At 46.8% G+C, this 23,923-nt stretch carries 21 protein-coding genes; 10 read left to right on the forward strand and 11 right to left on the reverse strand.

The annotated features are described in order from the left end of the window. The 3 genes from C7Y66_RS17890 to C7Y66_RS17900 form a co-directional block, all read right to left on the reverse strand. The coding region (locus C7Y66_RS17890) for a 3-oxoacyl-ACP synthase III family protein (protein WP_106546632.1) at positions 1-1,159 on the reverse strand (1,159 nt) is incomplete at its 3' end. A 145-nt stretch (positions 1,160-1,304) separates the two neighbouring features. After that, complete coding sequence (locus C7Y66_RS17895) at positions 1,305-2,624, reverse strand: salicylate synthase (protein WP_106546633.1); 1,320 nt, start codon at positions 2,622-2,624, stop codon at positions 1,305-1,307. Between the two features lie 24 nt (positions 2,625-2,648). After that, positions 2,649-4,190, reverse strand: coding sequence for a benzoate-CoA ligase family protein (locus C7Y66_RS17900; protein WP_106546634.1), 1,542 nt, complete (start codon positions 4,188-4,190; stop codon positions 2,649-2,651). 69 nt (positions 4,191-4,259) lie between these two features. Here C7Y66_RS17900 and C7Y66_RS33020 point away from each other — a divergent pair, with 69 nt between their 5' ends. Beyond that, positions 4,260-4,382: a hypothetical protein gene (locus tag C7Y66_RS33020; RefSeq protein WP_255410007.1), complete on the forward strand. Its 123-nt coding sequence runs from the start codon at positions 4,260-4,262 to the stop codon at positions 4,380-4,382. Here the strand turns inward: C7Y66_RS33020 and C7Y66_RS17905 are convergent. Together C7Y66_RS17905 and C7Y66_RS17910 are read right to left on the reverse strand one after the other, a co-directional pair. Beyond that, positions 4,376-4,807 carry a holo-ACP synthase gene (locus tag C7Y66_RS17905; RefSeq protein WP_106546635.1) on the reverse strand — a complete coding sequence of 144 codons (432 nt, stop codon included), beginning with the start codon at positions 4,805-4,807 and terminating at the stop codon, positions 4,376-4,378. The genes C7Y66_RS33020 and C7Y66_RS17905 overlap by 7 nt on opposite strands. A 12-nt stretch (positions 4,808-4,819) precedes the next feature. Then, the gene (locus C7Y66_RS17910) at positions 4,820-5,101 is read right to left on the reverse strand and encodes an acyl carrier protein (protein WP_199197494.1); all 282 of its coding nucleotides are present in this window, start codon (positions 5,099-5,101) and stop codon (positions 4,820-4,822) included. A gap of 473 nt (positions 5,102-5,574) precedes the next feature. Here C7Y66_RS17910 and C7Y66_RS17915 point away from each other — a divergent pair, with 473 nt between their 5' ends. Then, positions 5,575-6,330 carry a thioesterase II family protein gene (locus C7Y66_RS17915; RefSeq protein WP_106546636.1) on the forward strand — a complete coding sequence of 252 codons (756 nt, stop codon included), beginning with the start codon at positions 5,575-5,577 and terminating at the stop codon, positions 6,328-6,330. A gap of 113 nt (positions 6,331-6,443) precedes the next feature. Here the strand turns inward: C7Y66_RS17915 and C7Y66_RS17920 are convergent, their stop codons facing one another. Beyond that, entirely contained in the window at positions 6,444-7,493 is a 1,050-nt protein-coding gene (locus tag C7Y66_RS17920) for an iron ABC transporter permease (protein ID WP_106546637.1), read from the reverse strand. After that, complete coding sequence (locus tag C7Y66_RS17925) at positions 7,493-8,515, reverse strand: iron ABC transporter permease (RefSeq protein ID WP_199197496.1); 1,023 nt, start codon at positions 8,513-8,515, stop codon at positions 7,493-7,495. Before C7Y66_RS17925 ends, C7Y66_RS17920 begins: the two co-directional genes overlap by 1 nt. Positions 8,516-9,169: 654 nt before the next feature. On the opposite strand from C7Y66_RS17925, the gene C7Y66_RS17930 reads away from it, so the two are divergent. The 3 genes from C7Y66_RS17930 (at position 9,170) to C7Y66_RS17940 (ending at position 14,363) form a co-directional block, all read left to right on the forward strand. Next, positions 9,170-11,908 (forward strand): TonB-dependent receptor domain-containing protein, encoded by a 2,739-nt coding sequence (locus tag C7Y66_RS17930; RefSeq protein ID WP_106546638.1) that lies wholly within the window; start codon positions 9,170-9,172, stop codon positions 11,906-11,908. Positions 11,909-12,000: 92 nt separating this feature from the next. Next, positions 12,001-12,951 (forward strand): ABC transporter substrate-binding protein, encoded by a 951-nt coding sequence (locus C7Y66_RS17935; protein WP_199197495.1) that lies wholly within the window; start codon positions 12,001-12,003, stop codon positions 12,949-12,951. Positions 12,952-13,046: 95 nt separating this feature from the next. After that, entirely contained in the window at positions 13,047-14,363 is a 1,317-nt protein-coding gene (locus C7Y66_RS17940; protein ID WP_106546639.1) for an MFS transporter, read from the forward strand. A 20-nt stretch (positions 14,364-14,383) separates the two neighbouring features. Here the strand turns inward: C7Y66_RS17940 and C7Y66_RS33025 are convergent, their stop codons facing one another. Further along, entirely contained in the window at positions 14,384-14,512 is a 129-nt protein-coding gene (locus tag C7Y66_RS33025) for a hypothetical protein (RefSeq protein WP_255410008.1), read from the reverse strand. Positions 14,513-14,640: 128 nt separating this feature from the next. Here C7Y66_RS33025 and C7Y66_RS17945 point away from each other — a divergent pair, with 128 nt between their 5' ends. From C7Y66_RS17945 to C7Y66_RS17950, 3 genes are all read left to right on the forward strand, one after another. Beyond that, the gene (locus C7Y66_RS17945; protein WP_015155663.1) at positions 14,641-15,057 is read left to right on the forward strand and encodes a pentapeptide repeat-containing protein; all 417 of its coding nucleotides are present in this window, start codon (positions 14,641-14,643) and stop codon (positions 15,055-15,057) included. A 332-nt stretch (positions 15,058-15,389) separates the two neighbouring features. Next, positions 15,390-15,518 (forward strand): hypothetical protein, encoded by a 129-nt coding sequence (locus C7Y66_RS33030; protein ID WP_015155664.1) that lies wholly within the window; start codon positions 15,390-15,392, stop codon positions 15,516-15,518. A 243-nt stretch (positions 15,519-15,761) separates the two neighbouring features. Further along, positions 15,762-16,010 (forward strand): hypothetical protein, encoded by a 249-nt coding sequence (locus C7Y66_RS17950; protein WP_106546640.1) that lies wholly within the window; start codon positions 15,762-15,764, stop codon positions 16,008-16,010. A 90-nt stretch (positions 16,011-16,100) separates the two neighbouring features. Here the strand turns inward: C7Y66_RS17950 and C7Y66_RS17955 are convergent, their stop codons facing one another. Further along, entirely contained in the window at positions 16,101-17,393 is a 1,293-nt protein-coding gene (locus C7Y66_RS17955; protein ID WP_106546641.1) for a formylglycine-generating enzyme family protein, read from the reverse strand. Positions 17,394-17,572: 179 nt separating this feature from the next. After that, positions 17,573-19,828, reverse strand: a complete 2,256-nt coding sequence (locus C7Y66_RS17960) for a heavy metal translocating P-type ATPase (protein ID WP_106546642.1) — start codon at positions 19,826-19,828, stop codon at positions 17,573-17,575. A 520-nt stretch (positions 19,829-20,348) separates the two neighbouring features. Here C7Y66_RS17960 and C7Y66_RS17965 point away from each other — a divergent pair. Together C7Y66_RS17965 and C7Y66_RS17970 are read left to right on the forward strand one after the other, a co-directional pair. Beyond that, positions 20,349-20,531, forward strand: coding sequence for a DUF454 family protein (locus C7Y66_RS17965; RefSeq protein WP_051033355.1), 183 nt, complete (start codon positions 20,349-20,351; stop codon positions 20,529-20,531). A gap of 706 nt (positions 20,532-21,237) precedes the next feature. After that, on the forward strand, positions 21,238-21,552 hold the full coding sequence (locus tag C7Y66_RS17970) for a DUF5132 domain-containing protein (RefSeq protein WP_015155669.1): 315 nt from the start codon (positions 21,238-21,240) through the stop codon (positions 21,550-21,552). Positions 21,553-21,684: 132 nt separating this feature from the next. Here the strand turns inward: C7Y66_RS17970 and C7Y66_RS17975 are convergent, their stop codons facing one another. After that, positions 21,685-23,916: a heavy metal translocating P-type ATPase gene (locus C7Y66_RS17975; RefSeq protein ID WP_106546643.1), complete on the reverse strand. Its 2,232-nt coding sequence runs from the start codon at positions 23,914-23,916 to the stop codon at positions 21,685-21,687. Between the last annotated feature and the right edge of the window lie 7 nt (positions 23,917-23,923).

Genomic DNA, 23,923 nt, shown 5'->3' on the forward strand with positions numbered 1-23,923 from the left:
GGGTTGGGGGGATCTGACTGCCCTCCTTCCCTAGCAGGCTCTCACTGCCCCCCTTCTCAAGGGGGGTTGGGGGGATCGGAACCGCTCCCAGTGCCACATCTCCCCAGCGCATCACGCTCGCAGCCGCAGTAGCACCCGCACCATTTGTATAGACAAGTACCAAGTCATTTTCACAAATTTTGCCCTCAAAGGCTGCGTGGTAAAGATTCGCCACAGGCAGTACTGCTCCGATATTGGCATAGCGAGGGTAGAGATTTATCGTGCGCCCTGGATCGATGCCCAATGCCCGCGTGCAAACGTTAGCATACCAAGCTGTGGGAGTATTGAAAGCAAAAAAGTCAATCTGCTCCAAAGTCACGCCAGCCGTAGCAACAGCACCATGACAACAAGCACGGACAAAATCTACGGCTGTTTCAGCTAAAAGGCTGGCATCCTTACCTGTTTTGGTGCGTATCCAAGGTTTACCCTGCGTATCGGTTGCGATTTCGTGCAAATATGCACCACAGGTAGCGGCAGTAGGAACGATTTTAGTACCGAGAATTCCTTGGTTGGGTTTGAGCGCGCTCACTACGAAAGCGCCTGCACCGTCCCCGACAGACCAAGAGAGAGTATCTTCCTCATCGACAGAGTGAGAGCCAATGTAAGAAACAACCACCAGCACATGACGATATAGTCCCGTTTGTACTAACGCCCAAGCGTTTTGCAGCGCCACCAAAGCACTCGAACAAGTTGATTCCAGATTCCAAGCAGGGCAAGATAATTCTAGTTTGCGGACGAGATCGGCGGCGCTACCTGGGGCAATGCGATCGCTACACAGCGAGGTGACAATCGCCAGATCGATTTCCTCAGTAGCAAGTTTTGCCGCAGCGATCGCTTCCCTAGCCGCATCACACTCCAGTGTCAGCGATGACTCGTCTAGATCCAATACCCGCCGCTCGACATTACCTCGAAAAGGATCTGCTAAATATGGCTTCACCTCTTGCGACCAGATTTCTATGCCACTTGCGTCGGTGGAAAATGCCGTAGGTTGCTCTAACCTAACTCTCTTGGGTGAGGCACGATCGACTAACTCAGGAAACTTTTCACGCCAATAATCGTTGGTACGAACTATACGCGGAAATTTAACTGCAATCGATCGAATACCGACGGGAAGATTCATAAGCTGGGGGAAAAGTCAAAAGTTAAAAGTCAAAAGTCAAAATTGAGGAGACAGGAGGAAGACAAGGAGGACAAGGGAGACAAGGGAGCAATTCAAAATTGATATAGATTCCCTGCTCGTGCGCTCCCTGCTCCCTGATAACCACTCACTTCATAACTAAATTGGTTAACATCGTATTCATCTTATTAACCGATTCGATGTATTCTTTGTGCGGCTCGGATTCTGCTACGATTCCTGCTCCAGCATTTAAATAAATCCTGTCGCCATATTGGTAAGCCGAGCGGATGGCGATCGCTAAATCTGTCGCGCCATTACTATCTACCCAACCAATACCACCAGCATAAATTCCTCTTGGTTCTGTTTCCAGGCGATCGATCCATTCTATTGCTCTAGCTTTGTCTATTCCAGACACGGTAATTCCTGGGAATAACACTTTCAAAGCGTCCCACAAAGTTTTTTCAGGGCGGAGTTGACCGCCGACGCGAGATGATAAATGTTGCACGCAGCGATATTGTTTCACCTGCATAAAATCAAAAACTTGTACTGTTTCCGGCACGCAAACTGATGCCATCTCTGTTTGTGCCAACCAAATCGATAGTGCGTGTTCCTTCACCTCTTTAGCATCAGTAAATAGTTCGTGCTTCAGACGCGCATCCTCTGCTAAATTCTCGCCTCGCGGTCTGGTTCCCGCTAACGGATTTGTCATCACGAAACCATCGGGACTGACTTGCAGTAAAATCTCAGGGCTAAAGCCCACCGCAGCGATGTTTTCAAGCTGCAAACAATACGATCGCGCGCAATTGTTACTTTTTGACCCTAAAGTATAGGTTCCTAACACGTCCATATTGCCTTTGACTTGCACAGAACGGGAGATAATCGCTTTGTGTAGGTCGCCACTGCGAATTGCTTGGATTGCTGCATCAACTCGATCTTGATAGCGATCGCGATCGCCCTCATCAAGTGCCGGAAGTGTAGGTACGTAATTTTTTGAGTCGCTTTCACCTACCAATGCTGCTTGCACTTTTGTGAGTGGTTGAAAACTTCTAATCCGTACTCCCTTAGCAGTAATGCAAAGTTCGGTTTCTGGGACTAAAAAGTAGAGTAAGGGCTGCTGGATTGCCTTTGAGTAGGGGTAGTAGAAGCGAGACAGATCGAAACTTACATAACCGTATGCCGTCCAGTTTTCAATTGGTAAAGATGCTAAGGCAGATTCTACTTGCTTTAGCGGATCGGCGATTGGATGCGATCGCACTTCATCTTTGAATCTGTAAGTAACAGCTTCCGTACTTACCATGACTTCAGCTAAGGCATTACCAGCTATCCGAACTTCACGTTCGTTTTGGTACATAACATAATTCGAGAACAGCCCAGCATCCAATAGATTCTGCAACAGTGTCAGAGGCTGTCTCTGACCTGGAACAAACATTTCTGCGTAAGTGAGGAAATTACTGACTACCTGGTACATCCGGTCATGCCTTTTTCTACGTAGTTAAACATTGGCGATCTGGCGTAATGAACGACGGTGAATTTTTCCAGTCGGAGTGCGCGGTAAAGTTTCTAAAAAGTAAATTTTTTTCGGAGCTTTGAAATGGAGGAGTTTTGTCCTAGCCAGTTGGCGAATGCTCTCTTCCAGTTCGCTAGAAACTGTCACACCAGCTTTCAGACTGACATAGGCGATAATTTGGTTCAGATGTTCGCCATTGTTAGATTCTGGTAGTACGGCAGCATCGAGAACGCATTCGTGCTGAAGCAAGACATCTTCAATTTCAAATGGTGACACCCACATACCATTGATTTTGAAGAAGTCATCCTTACGTCCCATAAACCAAAAATAGTTATCCACATCTGTGAGATATTTATCTCCAGTTCGCATCGTTTTACCGTAGAGAGCAGCGCGTGTTTCTCGCAAGCGGTTCCAGTACCCGAGCATCAAACTGTCTCCGCTAACTTCTAAGTCACCAATCTCGCCTGGAGCTAGAGGAGAACCATTTTCATCTACGACTCTTACTTCGTAACCAGGGACAGGACGACCAGAACTACCCGGTCTGCATTCTCCCGGTCTATTCGATAAAAAGATATGTAATAACTCAGTTGTACCAATACCTTCACAGATTTCTAGACCGTAAATTTCTCGCCACTTGTGCCAAATCGTTTTGGGTAGTTGCTCGGCTGCTGAGAGACAAAGACGGAGCGAGGATACATCTAAAGGAGCAATTTCATGTACCGATAGCATTCCGGCATAAGCGCTAGGTATGCCGAATAGAACTGTGGGTTGGTAGCGTTGAATGTCGGAAATGATGTCAAAAGCGTTATTAGCATCAGATAGTACGGCAGCCGCACCAACTGCCATTGGCATGTACAGGGTGTTCCCTAAGCCATAGGCAAAAGGCATCTTGGCAACTGAGTAAACAATGTCATCTTGGTGTAAGTCCAGAATGGCATTGCCGTAGTGCTGGCTGCAAACTCCCATACTTTGGTGTAGGTGAATCACTCCTTTTGGTTTGCCCGTACTGCCAGAAGTGTAAAGCCAAAAAGCTGGTTCATCTCCAGATGTTTCGGCGCAAACTAGCAATTCGTTTTGTTGGTGCAGCAAATGCATAAATGAGTTTTCCCCATTCACCAACAGTACGTGGCGCAAGCACTGAGACTGAAGCGGAGTTAATTTCTCTTGCCAAGCTTGGGTCGTCAACAGGATTTTGGCGCGTGAATCTTGCAAGATATATTGAATATCTTCAATCGTAGAAGCAGTATTGATTGGTACTGGTACAGCACCTAGCCAAATCGCACCCCAAAAGGCAAATACAAACTCTGGAGTATCTGGCAACAAAATGGCGATTCGGTTTTCTGGCTCCAAACCCAGCTCTAACAGTAATCTTGCTGTGCGTCGAACAAAACTGTGTATTTGGTTATATGTGTATTTTTCATCCTGATAGTAGAAGCCAACTTTTTCGCCGCGTCCTTGTTCTAAATTACCTTCTACAAAGTAAGCCGCAGCGTTGAAAATACTAGATTGTTTAAAAACACTATCCATTATCAATTTCCCCTGTGAATTTCTCCCTTTGGAAATGAGTAGCAAGCAGTGACCAGTTATCAGTGAACGATGTGTGAATGGCTTCTGACTTCTGTACGGGCGGGTTTAGCAGAGGGATTGACAGCTAGAACTCGAAATTTTTGGTCAAAACCCGCCCCTACGACTTCTGACTTCTGGCTTCTCAATTACTGAGCCAGGACGTGAACTAGCACGTATCGATCCCAGTGAGTCCAAGTTGCTAGCCATTCCCGTATACCTAATTTTGCTGCTTGAAGACTGGCTGCTCCATCCAAATGAACGATTAAGCGGTTAGGGGTGATGTTTGCCTCAATTTCATTCCAACCAATACCAGTCAACCCAGTGCCTAAAGCTTTTCCCACGGCTTCTTTAGTGGCAAAACAGACTGCATAAGCCTGGTAAGGATCGCTAGCTGCTTGACAGCGATCGATCTCGCCTGGAGTAAATAACAAATTTAATGCGTCGGAATCGTAGCGATCGATCAATTTGGCGATTCTGGAGATGGGTGCGATATCTATACCAATGCCCTTGCACCTGAACCATTCAGAGTTTTGTTGAATTGGTTCCCACACTTGAGGGCAATGTTGCTCAGTTTTCATGCCCATTTCTCTCTATTTGTTTGCACTTTCCTCTGTCACGGATGGTACGAAAGTAGAACTCAGGATTGCTGTCTCGATCGCGCTACAAATTTGAGCTATGGTCATATCCTGCCGCGATTCCAACTTCAGATTGATTCCCAAGCGTCGTTTCAGCCCTAGAGAGATTTCTACGATTTCAGTAGAATCAAGCTGTAGATCCTCATGCAGCAATGTATCTTGATGTATTGACTCTTCGGGAATACCGAGTTCGGTAAGTATTGCCTTTAGAGTATTCATCGCTTTTTGAGTATTCATACAAACCCCTGAGCAAAGTAAAAGCTTGGCAGAGCCATCGGTGTAGAGTCAGTCTCAATTGACGATCGCATTTTTCAGCCACCTGCTGCCCTCAAGCGTCGGTCGCGTTGGCGAAGCGCAAACGTTGTTTGCAATCGAACATTATTGAAACAGTTAGGAATTATTCTTAATTACCTTTTCAAGACCTTAGTACAATCTTTTTGCAATTGTCAAGCAATCGAGATGAATTTTTTTTATTAAAATTTTTTACGATCGCGCTCTAAATAGCTATATAGTATTGACGGGCGAATCGCCAACCTTCCTCTAGATAACTACCTAGAGATAGAGATTTATTTCTAACTCAACTGCTTCAATAGCAGCGTCAGTTGTATAGTACCCACTTGACGCGAGCGAGAAATTGGTATAACCTCCCTACAGTTAGTGATATAAATTTGCAATAGACTGGCGAAACAGCTAACGAGATTGGCAGGAAAATGACGACCACATCGAACTTTAACACCTGGATTGCGCGATCGCAGCCCAATTCTCAGGCGAAAATGCGTCTGTTCTGCCTGCCCTATGCTGGTGGTGGAGCTATGACCTACCGTAGATGGGCAGATAGTTTGTCCCCGAGTGTGGAAGTTTGCGCGGTAGAACTACCCGGACGGGGAATGCGGCTAAGAGAAAAGCCGTTTACGCGCCTAGATGCCCTTGTGGAGGCGATCGCGATCGCCATACGACCTGATTTAGATAAGCCGCTGGCTCTATTCGGTCATAGTATGGGTGCTATAGTCAGCTTCGAGCTTGCCCGTCTACTCCGCAGGCAGTATGGAATCGATCCAGTTTACCTATTTGTTTCCGGTCGCCGCGCTCCTCAAATTCCGCATCCAAAACCACCGACTTACAACCTACCAGAACCAGCTTTTTTGGCAGAACTACGCCGTCTGAACGGGACTCCCGCAGCGGTACTAGAAAATACAGAACTGTTACAACTGGTACTACCAACAGTGCGATCGGATTTTGAGGCACTGGAAACATACAGATATCAACCCGAGCCACCATTAGATTGTGCGATCGCGGCTTTTGGTGGTTTATCGGATGCCGAAACTAACATTCAGGAACTAGAAGCTTGGACGGAGCAAACAACAGCTGCTTTTTCGCTCTACATGCTCCCAGGCGACCATTTCTTTCTCGACTCAGCTCAGGCACAGATCGTTCAGTGCCTAACTCAACACTTGCAACTGGTATAGCAGAGAGCGCGCTCCCGACTCCCGTAGGGGCGGGTTTTGAACCAAGATTTGTTGCCTCATCTGTCAAGCTGTCGCTAAACCCGCCCCTACGACTCCCTACTCCCTGCTATCAGTTATGACTGACGGCGACGACGCACCAGTAGATAGAGAAAGTATGGAGCGCCCACTGCTGCTGTCACTACGCCACAAGGAAGCTCAATCGGTGCAAACAGGACTCGCCCTAATAAGTCTGCTAAAACGACGATCGCTCCCCCCATCAGCGCGGCTGTAGGTAGCAAACCTTCATGGGCTGAACCTACCAGTTGTCGTCCTAAGTGAGGGGCAATCAGACCGACAAATGCAATTGTGCCAGCTGCGGCAACCGAAGCGCCAACTAAAGCTATAGCAATAAGCAGTAGCAAGCCGCGCTGCCGTTCTACAGAACTACCTAAACCCCTAGCGATGTCGTCTCCTAAGTTGAGCGCGTTTAAATGCCGTGCTAACAGAAATGACAACGGTACAAGCACGATCGACCAGGGTAGCAAGAACCAAACTTGTTCCCAACTACGCCCGTAAACACTTCCAGCTAGCCAGATCAATGCCTCAGTGACGCTATCGATCTCCCCGAAGGTAATTAATAAGCTAGATAAAGCACGGGCGATCGCGCTCAGACCCACACCAACCAGGATCAACCGGATCGGCGCACTTCCTTTATCCCATGCCAGCAGGTAAATTAGCAAACTAACAACCATTGCCCCGCCAAAAGCAGACAAAGGCAGCGCGAATAAAGGCAACGACGGCAGCAACACGATTGTAGTGACGGCTGCTAAACTAGCACCAGCATTTAACCCTAAAATTTCTGAGTCAGCCAGGGGATTGCGTGTTAGTCCTTGGAGAATAGTCCCGGCAATTCCTAACCCCACTCCTACCATCAACGCGACTAGAGTACGGGGGAGGCGCAAAGTATTAATTACAAAAGCATGTTGCGGGTTCCCTGTCTCCCATCCCAGAATAGTTTTCACGACATCTATGGGTGAGATCGGATATTCTCCCTGTCCTATACTGGCGATCGCCGCCGCAAGAGTGACGATTCCCAACCAAAACAGCACGACTGGTACGCGCCGCTCGATCCGCAAAGAGATTGGTAGTGTCTTGGAACGGAAGACCAGCCAACTTTTATTCATTATTTCACCTTCGATCGCGCCAGATAGATAAATAAAGGAGCGCCAACTATTGCTGTCATTACGCCTACAGGTAATTCCTGCGGCTGAATCAGTAACCGAGCTGCAATGTCTGCTACTAGCAGTAAAATTGCGCCAAAGATTGCAGCATACGGCAGCAGCCAGCTGTAATCGACACCGACAAAAAAGCGGACGACGTGAGGAACAACTAGACCAACAAAACCAATGGGTCCAGCGATAGCAACGGAACTACCTGCCAGTAACACGACACTCACAGCAGCGATCGCCTTGACTAATCTCGTGCGTTGTCCTAGCCCTGTTGCGACATCCTCGCCTAAACTGAGAATCGAAATCTGTTTACCTAAGACGAAGGCTAGCACCAACCCGACAGAAATATAAGGCAGCGCTTGGCTAAATCCACTCCAGTCTCCGCCAGCAACTGACCCAGCTAGCCACAGCCTGACTTCATCTAGCGTGCGCTGACTGAGAATGAGAATAGCGGTCGTGAAGGAGGAGAGTAGATAAGTCATAGCGGCTCCGGCTACGGTCAGATTTAAAGGAGTGAGTCCACCGCGACCGAGGGAACCAAGCGAGTAAACTACGACTGCTGAAACTGCCGCACCGAGAAAAGCGAAACCCGCATAGGCACTGAATGAAGCCCGATCGAAGAATAAAATGGCGATAACTACAGCTAATGAAGCGCCTGACTCTAGCCCTAAAATTCCTGGCTCAGCTAGGGGGTTGCGTGTCAATCCTTGCATCAAAGCTCCAGCAACAGCAAGGGCAGCACCAACTAAGATGGCAAGTAGCGATCGCGGTAGCCTGACTGTACGAACGATGACATGTTCCCGCGAACCATCAAAGGCGGCGATCGCTGCATAAATTTTGCTAGGAGCGATTTCTGTTGTTCCAGAGCTAATACTAACAATGAGGCAAAGTAGGAGGATCGATAGACTCACCAATAGTCCCAGGAGCAATAAAGGTTGGGAGCGAACCTGCCTTTGGTTGACAGTCACTTGCCGCAAATGTTGAGGCTGCGAACTTGGTCTTGCCAATACTTTACTTCCTCTGCTTACTGCTCTAAAGCAATACTACACAGGCTCTTAGCTTTATTGCCACAGATTCGCACCTGTTTTGCCAACATAAAACTCACGGATACTTGTGTCAAGTGCTAGCAAAGCGCCGAGCTTTTAGCAGATTTTAGCAAACGTTGCGCGATCGCCCATAGTTCTCAGTGACCGCTTGGTTCTGTTTGGCACAACACATATCACAACAGCGATCGCAGTAACACAAACTGAAATAATTTTCTACATTAGTTTCAGGCTGGAAATTATTCAAAAACAACACTGACAGCTTACGGGTGTATTTATTGCAGATTTATGTATAAAAACTGCTGTTTTTGAATTGTTACTAACTTGACATTGACCCGCAAATTGTTCTATTCTGCTCAAGCTTATAAAAAATATTCGCAATAATATCGACTTAAATTTGAGAATGATTTAAGTGGATTGACTAGACGTGAGGAAACCGGATTGAAAAGACAGTCGTTACTCCCAAGCTTGTGTGTGGGTGAATTTTTTGTGTGGTTGACAACTCTTATTCGTTCCCAGTTGTCATCAATGCTTTTGACGATGACATACGGTGCAACAGTTTAGGTAGATAGGGTGTGAGGTAAAGTCATGAAGCTGCATTTATTGCTCTCCTGTGTAGCACTGCTCAGTGTTGGTATGATGCCGACAGCAATGGCATCACCAAAGTCTCCTGAGGAAGTTGCCAAATATTCCCATCAGAGATCGCTGCCTGTCGCGGCAAAAGTGCGATCGCCACAAAATCCTTTAGCTGCGCGTCTGCGTGAGGTAAAACAGCCTCACAAAACCGTACAGTCCCTATCTCAAGCTTCTCCGTTAGCGCCAGCGAGTGCGATCGTACAAGTCAAGGGTGTGCGGCTGATCCCAACTGATAAGGGGCTGGAAGTTATCTTAGAGACAGCTGCTCCGCAAAAGCTGGAATTCTCCACTACCAGCGAGGAAGCTACCTTAATTTCCAACGTTGCCAACGCCCAGCTCGTTCTACCAGAGGGCAAAGAGTTTCAGGCTGACAATCCGGCTGAGGGCATTTCTGCAATTAGAGTCGTGAATCTGAATGACAATACCATTCAGGTGCGGGTGATAGGAACGGCAGCAGTACCGAAAGTTGAGGTGTTTGAGAGTGCTAATGAAGGGCTGATTTTCAGTTTGACCCCAACGGCTCAAACAGGTCAAGTACCCGCACCAGCACCAGAGACACCGGAGACTCAACCTCAACCAGCAGAAAAACCAGCGGCTCAAGCCGAGGCAGAGGAACTCGATATTGTCGTGACTGCTAGTCGTGTAGAAGAATTACTACAGAACGTGCCGCGATCGGTGACGACAATTACTCGCGAACAGATCGAAACTCAGACCTCTGTGACAAGGAATTTGCCAGATATTCTCGGTCAGGCGGTTCCTGGCTTTGGTCCGCCGACCCAAAACCGCCGGACTGGTCGTCTGCAAACTCTGCGGGGTCGTCCGCCGCTAATTTTAATCGATGGAGTCGTTCAAAATACGAGTGCTGGTTTCGATCGCCAACTCAATGCCATTGACCCCTCAGCGATCGAGCGGATCGAGGTCGTGCGCGGTCCCAGCGCCGTTTACGGTCAGGGCGCAACGGGTGGAGTCATCAATATTATTACTCGTCAACCGACTGACGAAAGAATTCAGTCAGAGTTAGTCGTAGGGGCGCGTACCGATCTGGGCGAACTACAAGGAGAATCTTTTGGCTATACCCTGAAGTATGGTTTGGCAGGGAATGAAGGTAATGTAGACTACCGGATCAACACGTCTTTAGAGACAAATGGTAGTTGGTTCGATGCCGAGGGGAATCGCATTCCACCCAACGATATTGTGGATACGGAAACCTTAAACTTGCTGGCTAAGGTCGGTATCGATCTTGACGAACAGCAACGGCTGGAGTTGACCTACGACATTTATAACGATCGCAGCGACAGCGAATTTATTTCAGACCCGAGTATTTTAGATACCCCTGGACTACAAACAGCTAGGGCGTTGCGCGTGGGTGAAATCGACCAAGAAGAACCGAGCCGACAAACAAATCAGTTTGCCAATTTAAGATACAGCCATGAAAATCTGTTAGGCTCTCAGGTAGACTTGCAACTTTACTATCAAGACAGCCAAATCAATCAAGAAATTCAGGATGTGAGAACTTTCTTTGGTGATGTTCCACCGTTTATTCCTGGGATCTTTCAAACTAGTCTTGACTCTAGCAAATGGGGCGCTCGATTGCAGATTCAAACCCCCTTCTCTGAGTCAGCACGCTTGTTATGGGGTGCAGATTATCTGAAAGAGGATAGCGACCAGCCCTTTTTTGTCATCGACCCTGTAGCTTTCGACGAGCGACGAGAGGCGAATCTCCTGGGGACTGCAACTCAGGTTCCTCCCTTTGAACTGGACAATCTCGGTCTATTTGCTCAGTTGCAGTGGGACTTGAGCGAAAAATGGTTGCTCAGTGGTGGACTGCGATATGAAACGATTGGATTTGAGGTCGATGACTTTCTCGCTAACCCATTCTCAGACTTCGACAATCCGCCAGCTTCAGTTGCGGGTGGTTCTAACAGAGTTGACGACATAGTTTTTAATTTTGGCTCGGTCTATAAAGTCACGCCAGAAATCAGTTTATTTGCCAACTTCGCTCAGGGTTTTGCCGTTCCCAGTCTGGATTATCTCGGTCAAGCGACGGCAGGATTTAATGTTGAAGATGATGCACTGTTGGAACCGGAGAAGGTAAATAATTACGAGATTGGGGTGCGCGGTGACTGGGGAAGCGTGCAAACAAGTCTTGCTGCTTTCTACAACCATTCCGATCTAGGACAAAATCTGGTCATTGCACCCAGTGGTTTGACAAATGCAGCCCGGGGACCGCAGCGTAACTATGGAGTTGAAGCAACTCTTGATTGGCAACCAAGCGATCGCTGGAGTCTTGGTAGCAGCTTTACTTGGAATGAGGGTGAGGCAGATTTTCCCGATGATGGAATAGACTGGCTGGCTTTGAGCAGCTTGGACGTTCAACCGCTGAAGTTAACAGCTTATGTGGAAAATGAAACTCTACCTGGATGGCGGAATCGCCTGCAAATGTTAGTTGTAGGAAATCGCGATCGCGCGTTTGATGACGAGGTGGAGGAATTTGAAATCGACGGTTACACGACATTAGATTTCATCAGCAGCGTTCAAATTGGTCAAGGAAAATTGGAGTTGGGGATTGAGAACTTGTTGGATAACCAATATTTACCCGTCAGTTCTCAAGATGGTACTGGAATTAGGGAAGTTGTGCGTGAAGCTGCTAGAGGCAGAACGCTCAGCCTGCGCTATAGAATCGAATTTTAAATCGAATTTTCCATATGAGTCTTCGTTTTATGCAACTGCGGTCAAGATGCAAGCGAGCGTACCATCTGCTTCGTTTCACTTTACTGATGTTCTTGACAGTTTTAACAGTCTATGCGTGTGCTAGCAATACTTCCCAAGAATTGCCCAGCAATAACAAGATTGCTAATTCTGTGTCTACATCAGGCGCAACCGCACGAGTCATAAAACACGCAATGGGGGAGACTAAAGTTCCAGCTCAGCCGCAGCGGGTGGTGGTGCTGGATACAGCCCCCCTCGATGCTGCTTTAGCGTTGGGTGTTAAACCGATCGGCTCCAGTCTTCCCAGAACTGATTCTTTGCCAGCCTATTTGGGCGATCGCGCGGCAGGAATTACGCCTGTAGGTAAAACCCCACCTAACCTTGAGGCAATTCTGCGCCTCCAGCCGGATTTGATCTTGGGCAATACGATGGCTCATAGACAAATCTATGACAAGTTATCGCAAATTGCCCCCACGGTCTTAACAGCAGGAAATAGCACTGACGGACAGTGGAAGCAAGAACTCCAACTCTATGCCCAAGCGCTCGATCGCGCTGATGCCGTTCAGCCACTCCTTGACGATTACGATCGGCGAGTAGCAAAACTCCAACAACAGCTCAAAACTCAACCTAGTAATATACAGGTATCTGTAGTTATTACAACTGAAGGTTGGATAGCTTTTTATACGCAAGACAGCTTTCCTGGTTCAGTGTTGCAGGATGTAGGTTTAGCTCGTCCCCCAGCTCAAGACGTGAGGGGGAAATCCTGGGAACAAGTATCGCGGGAAGACATTAATAGTATAGATGGCGATGCGATTTTCCTGCTCAGCGTCGATTCAGATAAAGTCCCAGGTAGTTTTACGGTTAACCAGTTTGCGAAAGATCCGCTCTTTTCTCAACTGAATGCCGTCCAAAAAGGACAGGTGTATCAAGTGGACGCTGAGGTTTGGCATCTCGGCAGCAACATTTTAGGGGCAAATCGGATTCTGGATGACTTATTTAAATATCTAGTAGCGGAAAAAAGCTAGCTGTCTAACAAATTCAAAATTCAAAATTCAAAATTCAAAAGTAAATTTAAATGTAGAGTGGGCATTGCCCACCTAACGAGCGGGAGAGTTATTTCTTGCAGCCAGAACAACCAACTAGCTTACGCACTTTCCTAATTTTGTGGATCGGTCAGATGACTTCGATCCTTGGCTCTGAGATGACTAACTTCGCCATCACAATCTGGGCTTGGCAGATTGCAGGTCAAGCAACGCCCTTATCCTTAATTTTCTTTTTTACATATACACCAAAATTAATTGCTGCCTCTTTTGCTGGGTTACTCGTCGATCGCTGGAATCGCAAGCAATTGATGATGGGGGGCGACACAGCAGCAGGAATTTCTACCATTGCCATTCTACTGTTATTGTTGACCGGGCGCTTAGAAATCTGGCATTTCTACATCACTGCTGCTATCAATGGACTATTTGGCTATATCCAAAGTCTAGCCTTCTCAGCTTCCATGTCGGCGATCGTTCCGCCGCGACATTACACTCGTGCTACGGCGATGAGTTCGTATGTCACCTATTTTGGCTCCTACATCATGGCTCCGGCATTGGCTGGGGTATTTTACTACGCGATCGGTCTTTCTGGTATCTTGGCGATCGATCTCGTTACTTTTGTCGTTGCTGTTGGTACGACATGCATTGTACATATTCCTCAACCGCGTCAAAGCGAAGTCGGTCGTCAAAGCACCCAGAGTGTTTGGCAGGCTCTCACTTTTGGCTTCCGCTACCTCTGGAAGCGTCCCAGCCTATTAGCTATTCTGATCTTTTGGCTGAGTTTTCACTTATTTGATGGTGCGACTTTAGCGATCTTTCCAGCAATGATATTAGCCCGCAGCAATAATGATGCCGCAGTCTTAGCTAGCGTGCAATTCGCGATCGGCATAGGTGGTTTAGTGGGTGCTACGGGGTTGAGTGTTTGGGGTGGACCTAAACGCCGCATTCACGGTCTGTTATTTGGTACAGCACTGATGAGCCTGGGTAAAATCATCTTTGGCTTAGGACGTGTAGCGTGGCATTGGATGACGGCTGGCTTTTTAGCAGCTTTCGTTTCTCCGGCGATCGATAGTTCCAATCAAGCAATTTGGCTGTCGAAGGTGGAACCAGATGTACAAGGGCGAGTCTTCGCCTCCCGCTATCTGATTGCCCAGGTTACTACACCGTTAGGGTTAGCGATCGCCGGACCATTAGCTGACTATTTTTTTGAGCCAGCGATGATGCCAGGAGGTAGCATGGCTGGAATATTTGGTGGTTTGTTCGGCACTGGTGATGGTGCTGGGATGGCACTGCAATATAGTCTCTTTTCTTGCTGTAGTATGCTGATTGGCTTTGGAGGGTATGCCTTTCCAGTATTACGTGACGTGGAAAGCCTCGTACCCGACCATCATTCCTAGAAATCGCGGCGATCGCTAAGTCAGTAGTCGTCAGCAGTAGCTTCGCTTGCTCCATCCGCTGTTGAATGAGCGGCGAAATGCACTTTAGAAATTCCCAGAACATCAAGTGCGATCGCGTCCGCCGCCATCTGTGGAAGGACTTGCGGCATAATGACTAAATCGAGCAGTTAGTATGCTTCACGCTGCTTTCCACTTGAGTTATAACTTAGACGTTGTAACTTAGACGTTGTAACTTAGACTTAAAGAGCGTAAGACTCCCTCAGGTTAAGGCAATAAAATGGCAGATCCGGTGCAACTTGCTCTACTAACTCAAGGAATAGCAGTTTGGAATGATTGGCGCAAAAAGAATGGGGGAGTTATGCCAAACCTGAGTCGAGCTACGTTAATCAGAGCTTATCTGTGCGCTGTCAATTTAAGTAAAGCTAATCTCTGTGCTACAAACTTGACTGGGGCTAACCTCAATATTGCTGATTTAACCGATGCCGATCTCAGTGGTGCTAATCTCAACAATGCATATCTTATTGGCGCAAACTTGACGGGAGCTAGTTTGAGTGGAGCCGATCTAACTGGAGCCGATCTGAGCGAAGCCGATTTAAGCGGTGCTAATCTTCACGCCGCGATCGCGAATCGTACTAACTTTTCCCAAGCCAAGTTTTTTAAAACAACTATGCCTGATGGCTCGATCCGTGGGTAGATTTTACTACCACAGTCTTTGGCTTACCTCATTAGATAGAAAACAGCTTTTGATATTAAATGCTAAGTATATAAGTATATTCAATTCCTTTAATAAGCATCGCTCGCACTTGTGTAAATCTGTATTATTTCTAAAGATTTACTGTCAAAAATTAAGCGTGCGAGCGGTTGAAAAAGATCGAAAATCAAAGCTGTTGTGGCTTTGCCTCTGTGAAAAAATAGCTAAAGCTAGTACTTAAGTATTCATTTTTGCAGAAATATTAACTTATGTATATAATCAAAATCTATTTACGCGATTAACAAACAAAATTTGAAGCAGAGGAAGTGTGAGATATGGAAACTCTAGCTATTTGTATCGGCTTGGGGATTATGGCGATCGCGATTACCGTAGCTGTGTTGTGGACAGTTGAGAAGCGATCTGCATTGAACAAACTCAAACTCAGGCAGCCCAAACATTGCTAACAGAATAGGCTGACCTCTTTTAAATAGAACTTGCGATCGGCAAAAGTTTGCGATCGAAACTGCGCGATTCTCTACGAGAATGGTGTAGTATTAAATATGCGATCTAAAGCCTATTTTGGTTGTTAAATAGCTGGCTGGAAAAAGCCGTCGTGTATTTTTAATATCGAAATATACTGACAAAAGCACCGATCGCCTTTAAATACAGATAAAACAGAATTAAAATCTAGTTTGAGACTAACCGATATGAGTTCTGACGACCTCAATAAATCTCTTGCAGAATCAACTAGAGCATTGGCAAAAGCTTTTATCGTTTGGGGTTTAGAAAGCATGGATCGAGTGCAGGAGTTTAGCCACCAAGCCCAGGAATACATGCAAGAGTTGGTGACTGAAGCCAAAAAAGAGCAGACTGCTGGCAAGACTAACAAAAGTAGCGACGAGGAGCCTCATTACAAACAGGCAGAAGCACCGGATACAGTGACCAATGACCAGTGACCTGTTACCAGTTAATTCTGACTCCCACGCCAAACGACTTCCGCGCCAGCGCGATTTCTCCTTGCTCCCTCTGCTTTCTTCTCCTTACCCTTAAAAAAAGGAACAGGCGATGCGAAAACCGATACCGCTACCACCATTATCTGCTCGATCCCAGTGGCGCTGTGCGGCACGGCAGAGCTTTGGAATACAGTACCAAGCACCGCCTCGTAGTAGTCTCTGGCTGTTGTCTCCCCCAAAATCCCAAACGCTACCATCGGTAGGAGCGCCTTTGTAGTTGGAGTACCAAGGATCGGCGCACCATTCCCAGACGTTACCGTGCAAATCGTATAATCCAAAGGCATTCGCTACCCCAAAGCTACCTACAGGAGTTGTCTGCTGTCGATAAGCTCCTCGGATTCCAGAGCGATAAGTATAGTTGCCGTCGTAGTTAGCAACATCAGAAACGATCGTATCGCCAAAGTGAAATGGCTTTGTTGCCTGTGCTTTAAAGATTTCTCGATCTTCAATATATTTAAACGCTGCCTGACTCAGATCGAATTTAGTCGAGGCGATCGCCCGACAAGCATACTCCCACTCGGCTTCACTGGGTAACCGATACTCGCGTCCAGTTTTGCGGCTGAGTCTGGCACAAAACTCAACTGCTTCGTACCAAGTGACTTGTTCTACGGGTAAATCTTCGCCTTTAAAATGAGCAGGATCGGGATTGAGCGATCGTTCGACTTTAGGTAAAGCCGCGACTGCTTGCCACTGAGCTTGAGTGACTGGATATTTTCCCAGCCAAAAAGATTTGACCGTAACTTGGTGCTGCGGTCCTTCGTTGGCTTCCCGTCCCTCTTCATTCGGAGGCGAACCCATCCAAAACGTACCAGATGCGATTGAAACAATTTCTAACTCGATCCCATCTCCCAGTTGCTCGCTCCAAGATTGGGCAAAGCTGGTATGACGATCGATTTGTTTGCCGCGATCGTCTAAGGTTAGGACAGAGAAAGAAAATTCCGATCTGCTAGTAGGTATGCTCTCCAGCAGTAATGATGGTACGCGCTCTAACTCTACTTGTAGTTGCGATCGCTCTCGATCGACTTGAGACAATTTGCTTTGCAAGCGCGATCGCTCTTGGAGCGATTGTTCTAGCTGAAACTGAAGCTGAGATTCTTTTTGTCTGGCTTGTTTGATTTGCAGTTGCAACTGATGCATTTGTTCTTTTTGCAACTTAGTTGCCATCCACTGTTTCCGCGCCCACTCTAGTTTGACTTTCTCTTGCTCGATCCAATCTGGCAGTAAGCTAACTAAAAATGGGTAAGGCTGGAGTTGCCAATGGCAGACAGGGCAATTTTCAATTTCGCCTTCAATGTATTCCGTCTGGCAAACAGGACATTTAGCCATAGGAGGGGATTAGGAAAGGAATGCGGAATTCGGAATTCGGAATTTGCTGGTAAGGAGTCACTAGTGAGTGGTGCCTGGTGCGTGGTGCGTGGCAAGAGGTAACTGGTAACTAGCCAAAGCGCCAAAGCGTCACTAATCACTGATAACTGATAACTAGTCACTGGTCACTGGTCGCTGATTCAGGCAGTTGCTAACACGGGCGAGAAATCTGGAGTGTCATTGCTCGTATTGGAGTTAGAAAACTTGGCGTTGGAGATTTTGGCGATCGGATCGTCTTCCGCATCGAATAGCGGGCGCAAAGCATTCAACTCGGCAAGGAGGGCAGAACCGTTGCTAATAATGACTGAGAGAACTGGGTTTAAGGCGAAGAAAATACCTGCAAGTACAACTCCAATGTTGGGAATGGCAACTAAAGCTGTATTTTGGTAAACGATATCCATTGACCTTTTGGCAATTTCAATCGCTTTTGTCAGTCCTCGCAAGTCGTCGTCTAGCAGCAACACATCGGCTGTTTCCCGTGCAATGTCACTTCCAGAGGCAATCGAAATCGAAACATCGGCATAGGCAAGCGCCGCAGCATCGTTAATGCCCTCGCCTACAAATGCCACCGTGCATCCATTATCGCGCAGTTGGCGAACGATCTCAACTTTTTGGAGGGGCGAACAGGAACTATAGGTATTGTCAGGCTCTATGCCTAATTTTTCGGCGACTTCATTCGCAACGCGCTGCCGATCGCCGCTGAGTGTATAAATATCTAAACGTTGAGCTTTGAGAGCAGCAACGGCGCTATGGCTTTCTGGACGCACGGGATCGGTATATAAAATTGCCCCCAGCAGTTCGCTATCTTGCGCCACGTAGACGAGGGAGTGGTTGCCGGACGTGATGTCAGGATATCGAGCGTGAAATGCATTCAACTCAATGCCCTCTTGTCGCATTAGGCGATCGCTACCGACTAGTACTCTTTGTCCGGCAATTTGGGCAACAATACCTAAGCCAATTTGATAATCCCAAACTTCGCACTTTTGCCGTTCGATGCCGTTAGCTTCGGCGTAGCGGACGATCGCGTCGGCAACGGGATGGGTGTTGGTTTGCTCGGCGGAGGCGGCGACTGTCAGCACTCGATCTGCGTCAATGCGATCGCTAGCGGTACGAATTGCCACGACAGCCGGATTGCCTTGCGTCAGCGTTCCCGTTTTATCAAATACGATGGTATCGACCCGCGCTAGCATTTCCAATGCCCTGCCGCTACGAATGTATACGCCATTGCGTGCTGCATAGGAGAGTGCAGAAATCACTGTGGTGGGAACGGAAAGCCGAATGCCTTGGCTGAAATCGAGGTGTAAGGGAGCCACTGCCCTAGAGAAGTCTCGCGTCACGGCAAAAATCAAGGCACTCAAGCCCAAGGTAGGTAATACGGCAGCATTGGCGAGTTTTGAGGCGTAATCTTCTACGCGGGTATCGTGGACGGGAGCGGCTTGCATTAACTGGAATGCAACACCAATGCGGGTACTATCACCAACCCGTTTGACCAGAACGCAAAGCTTTCCTTCTACTAATAAAGTAGAGGCGTGTACTACCTGCCCTTCACAGCGGGAAACAAGGGTAGATTCTCCAGTAAGTTTGTGTTCGTCGATTAAAGCTTTACCCCGCAGGATGCGACCGCTGACAGGAATTATGCTACCTGGGTAGACAACAACGCGATCGCCTATTTGTACTTCTTTGAGCGGAACTCGCCGTTCTTCTCCGTCCTGTTCTACCAAGGCATATTCACCCAAACTATTCACCAAATCTAATGCTTGTCGATCTGAGGCGCTGGCGGTGACATCGCGTAATAACTCGCCAGATTCAATCATGCTGACCATCAAAGCCGGAGCAACAAAATCGCCTTTGGCAGTATAAAGACTAATCCATAGCGCATCGAGTAGGTCGGCATCTAGTCGCTTTTCTTTTACCGTCGTCTCGAACACTCGCGTCAAAAACGGTAAAGCTGCGGCAACCACTGCTCCGCCTACCAAGATTGCCGGAATTGGCATTGCTAGTTGATTGGCAAGCAAAGATAGAGACAACCCTAACATCGGCAAACCCAGGCGTTCTACCCAATCGATTTCGGGTCTTTGGTCGAGTTGTTCGGGTGCTGCCGCCACAGGTAGTTCGATAACGTAAGCCTGTTGAATGGCAGTGCCAATTTTCTCTTTTAATTGTGTGGGAGCAATGGCACAAACATCATATTCCAGCACGAGCGAACCAACCAGACAGTTAATTCGGACGTAAATTGCAAACTCGAAAGTATCAAATAACCATTTCAGTTTACTAGCATACTCTGAGTCATCGATTAACCGAGGAACGCGGATGCGCCAGCGACCCTCAATTGTGTGGATGACTTCATATTCTAGCGATCGCTCTTCTATGGACTCAGGCTGGATTGCTTGCAGCATATTATTTTCGCCTTATTAAACATCCACAACTTTTTTATTTGATTATTAAGGGGATTTTTACAAAAATGCAGGAATTAAGCAAGAACCGCAAGAAGGATAAACTCTTCTTGACAGTTACGATTGATTCCTGCATAAACTCAAAGTTCATTGGACGGGCTATGTGCCGTTTTTCAGCTTTTGAGCTGAGATGAACTATCCATGTGCTTTCTACTATTAGCACAAGTTCAGGTCACAAAGTGTTCGTATATTCATAACTCTATGATTAGGAAACCGGATAATCAGTTATCAGTTGCTAGCAATCGCCACAGTCAGAAAATCAAAACTATAAGCAATCATGAGTTTAATAGCTGACTATTTAAAAGTAAGGTAAATCGTCTCATTTTCTACCTAATGTTACATTCCTCTTGGTAGATGTTCGCTTCAATTCATTCAATTTATACTGAAAACTGTTCTGCAATTCAATGCTTTGAAAAAGTTGAAATTGTTGAAAAGTTGAAACCAAGAGCAGGAGGAAAAAAATATGTTAAGAACACTTAAGAACGTTGCTTTACTAGTTGCAGGAACGATTAGCTTGGTGGTTGGGATTGTAGGAGTTATTCTTCCTATATTACCAGGAACTCCTTTTTTAATTTTAGCTTTCTTCTGCTTCGCGACTCTGCTTGAGTCAATTCTTGAGTCAATGTTTATTGCAGCTTGGTTTTAAAAGTTGCAATTAAACACGATAGCACTATAGAAAAGTTGCTAAATTGCTATTTTTAGCAGTTTGGGCAACCGAACTCTCAACTCGATCGTCGCGCCATGCAGAAAGGAAAAGTTCTTCCATTTAGGCACGTGTCGGTACTTGGGGCGGGTTGGTAAAGCAACCAGAATCTTTAAATCCTGTCCGCCATACTTTTTTGTAATTTTAGGAGATTTTATAGCTTCAAAATCTCCTGAGAATCTTTACCCTATCCAAAGTAAAACCTAATTTAATTTTAAAATATAAATAAAAAATAATTTAAAAAGATTGTATCAGATATTATGGAAGTCTGCTACTAATAAAACCAACACTTTAATCGCAGAACAGATTATATTTATTTATACTATTGTTCTTTTAAGATTTCTAAATTTGCGCTCTTATTGCTAGTAAATATTGTATTCTACAAGAAAGCAATACCACTAAAGGTATATGCCGAAGTAACGAGAAAATGTATCTGTATTTGCTAATTGTCAACCTTGTTACTTCACCCTGTCGTGGCTGACATTTCGCGTAACCATTATTTCTGGTAGTTAATAGTTATTAGTCTGCTACATAGCGTGCGATGTGAAGCAAGCAGAGGCTAATTCATACAGTCAAATTAGCTGTCGGCTACATCTATAGTAGTTACGCGATACCTAACCGTTCAGTAATTTTTGGAGGATAAATAAAGATGCTCGAACTAGAGACTTTGTTACTAGGTCTTGAGCCAATTACAGCATTAACTATTGGTGCTGGTGCATTAATTTTAGTTCCGGCGATCGGCGCGATCAATTCAATGACGGGTAACTCTCTTTCGGACTCGGCAAGAGGTGCTGCTAAAAATGGTTTAGTTTTTGCCCTCGACTCATTCGACAAGGGACAACGTTTGATTGCCGAAGCTGGCGAATCTTTCCAAGATTTAGTTGCTGAAGCTAAATCAGAAAGAACTAAACCGACTAATGGCGCTCCAGAAGCTCCCCGTGAGGTATCAATCGTATCTCAATAAGCTCTGAGCTTTTATTTGGTGTGTGAGGAGTCATGTCATAGTGGATGAGGAGTGATGTCGTAACACGCTACAACCTGGGAAGGTAAAAACCCTTCCCCTCTCGCTCTTAAAAAACCCTCTCAACACTCGCTTTTAGGTTTCTACCTGGGCGAGTTTTTTCATCATGGGTAATGGGTAATGGGTAATTGGTAATTGGTAGTCGCCCCTCTGCACCTGAAGCTCCTCTGCTCCCTGCTCCCTTGTCTCCCTTGTCCTCCTTGTCCTCAAGAGGGGGCGGGTACTGTTGAAGAATTCAGCTAGGAAGGCAGTAAAGTTGTTGGTGACGACATTGACAATCGGGTTAAGACCAAAGAAAATCCCGCCAGTGACTACGGCGAGATTAGGAACGATGACGATCGCCGCATTTTGATAAACAATTTCCATTGCTCTTTTGGCTAGGGCGATCGCTTCTACTATCCCAGCTAAATCGTTATCTAACAGTACGACATCTGCGGTTTCTGCTTCTATGTCGCTACCAGATGCAAAAGAGATTGAGACATCGGCAAAAGATAGCGCCGCCGCTTCGTTAATTCCATCCCCGACAAAAGCCACAGTTTTACCGTGGTGGCACAGTGCTTGTACTAACTCGGCTTTGTTCTGGCTAGTCGCATGGGCGTGAACGCAATTAGGAGTCATACCCAGTTGCGTTGCAACAGCGTTGGCAACTTTGGGATTGTCTTCTGTCACTACATAAATCTCAATTTGCAATTGTTGCAAAGTTGCAATTATGTCTGCACTTTCTGGGCGTAAAAAATCAGTATAGAAGATTGCTCCTATAACTTGCCCGTTTTTAGCCACGTATATGTAGGAGTCAGTACTAGCATCAATTTCAGGCTGAAGGCAGCTGAAATCGACATGGTGTTGTTGCAATAGGCGATCGCCTCCAACTAAGATTTCTTGCCCGTCGATCTGACAAGCAATTCCCATGCCAGCAAAGTAATCCCATGTTTCGCATTCCAATAACTGAATCCCTTGGGTTTCAGCAGCATAGACGATCGCAGTTGCTACGGGATGATTGAGAGAGGCTTCAGCGGTTGCGGCGAGTTTTAATACTTCAGTAGGGGAGATGCTTGGATCTGTGGTGTGGACGGCTACAACTGCATTACCTTGCGTCAAAGTACCAGTGCGATCGAAAACTATAGTATCAACTTGAGCCAGCAACTCTAAAACGCGACCGCTACGAATATACACGCCATGACGTGCCGCAGCTGTGAGAGCGCCCAGAAAAGCTGTGGGCATGGCAATTTGAATGCCGCTACCAAAGTCGAGTTGGAAGGGCGTAATCGCCGGACCATACGTCCCAGTCAAGGCAAAAATAGATGCACCTAAAAAGATAGTCGGTACGACAGCACTTTTGGCAAATTCTGCCTGCTGCGTACCGATCTGGGTGTCGTATACGGGTTCTGCTTGCAACAATTGAAAAGCTAATCCGACGCGGGTATTGTAACCAGTGCGTTTGGCTTGGATGCAGAGTTTACCTTCTAACAATCGGGCAGAAGCACAGACATCTTCGCCTGCTGTAGCAACGACTGGCTGCGGATCGCCAGTTAAGTGCCGTTCGTCGATTAATGCCGTTCCCTGTAAGATTTGCCCGTCTACGGGAATCACATCGCCAGGATAAACGATGACGCGATCGCCTGCTACCACCTCTTGATAAGCAATTTGTTGTTCTTGCCCATCTCGTTCGACCCAAACAAGCTGTTGGGAGCCATTCAACAACTGTTGAAATTGTCGTTCTTTTTCCTCTCCACTCATACCGCGCAGAGTCCGCCGCACGCCTACCAAAGCTGTCTTCAGTGATGGAGCGACAAACTGCCCGTTGAGGGTGTGAAATGTCATCCACAGGGAGTCTAGCAGATCGACATTGGGCTGGCGATTGACAACTAAACTCTCAGTTGCCCGACTGAACCAAGGTACGGCAGCACGTGCGATCGCCGCACCAATAATTAGAGGCGGAATTTCCAGTGGAGCAGCTACCAAGGCAAGTCCGAGGGCGATCGCTGGTAGTCCTAGTTGTTCCCACTCATTGACCTGCGGTCGGTCTAGTGGTTTTGTCTCTGGCAGAATTAGATCGGTACTGCCATCTGCATTACCGAATCGTTGAATGCGATCGAGCAGTTCTGCTTCGGCGATCGTTTCGGAAACTAAATGAGTTTCGTAAGTCACGATCAGCGATCGCGCCGCCGGATTGATCCGAATGCTGGTGACAAAATTCAGCGACTCTAATAGCCAATTCAGCTTGTCGGTATACTCTGAATTGTCGGCAATCCAAGGGACGCGAATCCGCAAGCGCCCCTCTGTGCTGTGAATAACTTGGCAATCCATCTTTAAC

It is taken from the genome of Chroococcidiopsis sp. CCALA 051 (genome assembly GCF_003015105.1).
GTDB classification, from domain to species: Bacteria; Cyanobacteriota; Cyanobacteriia; order Cyanobacteriales; family Chroococcidiopsidaceae; genus Chroococcidiopsis; species Chroococcidiopsis thermalis.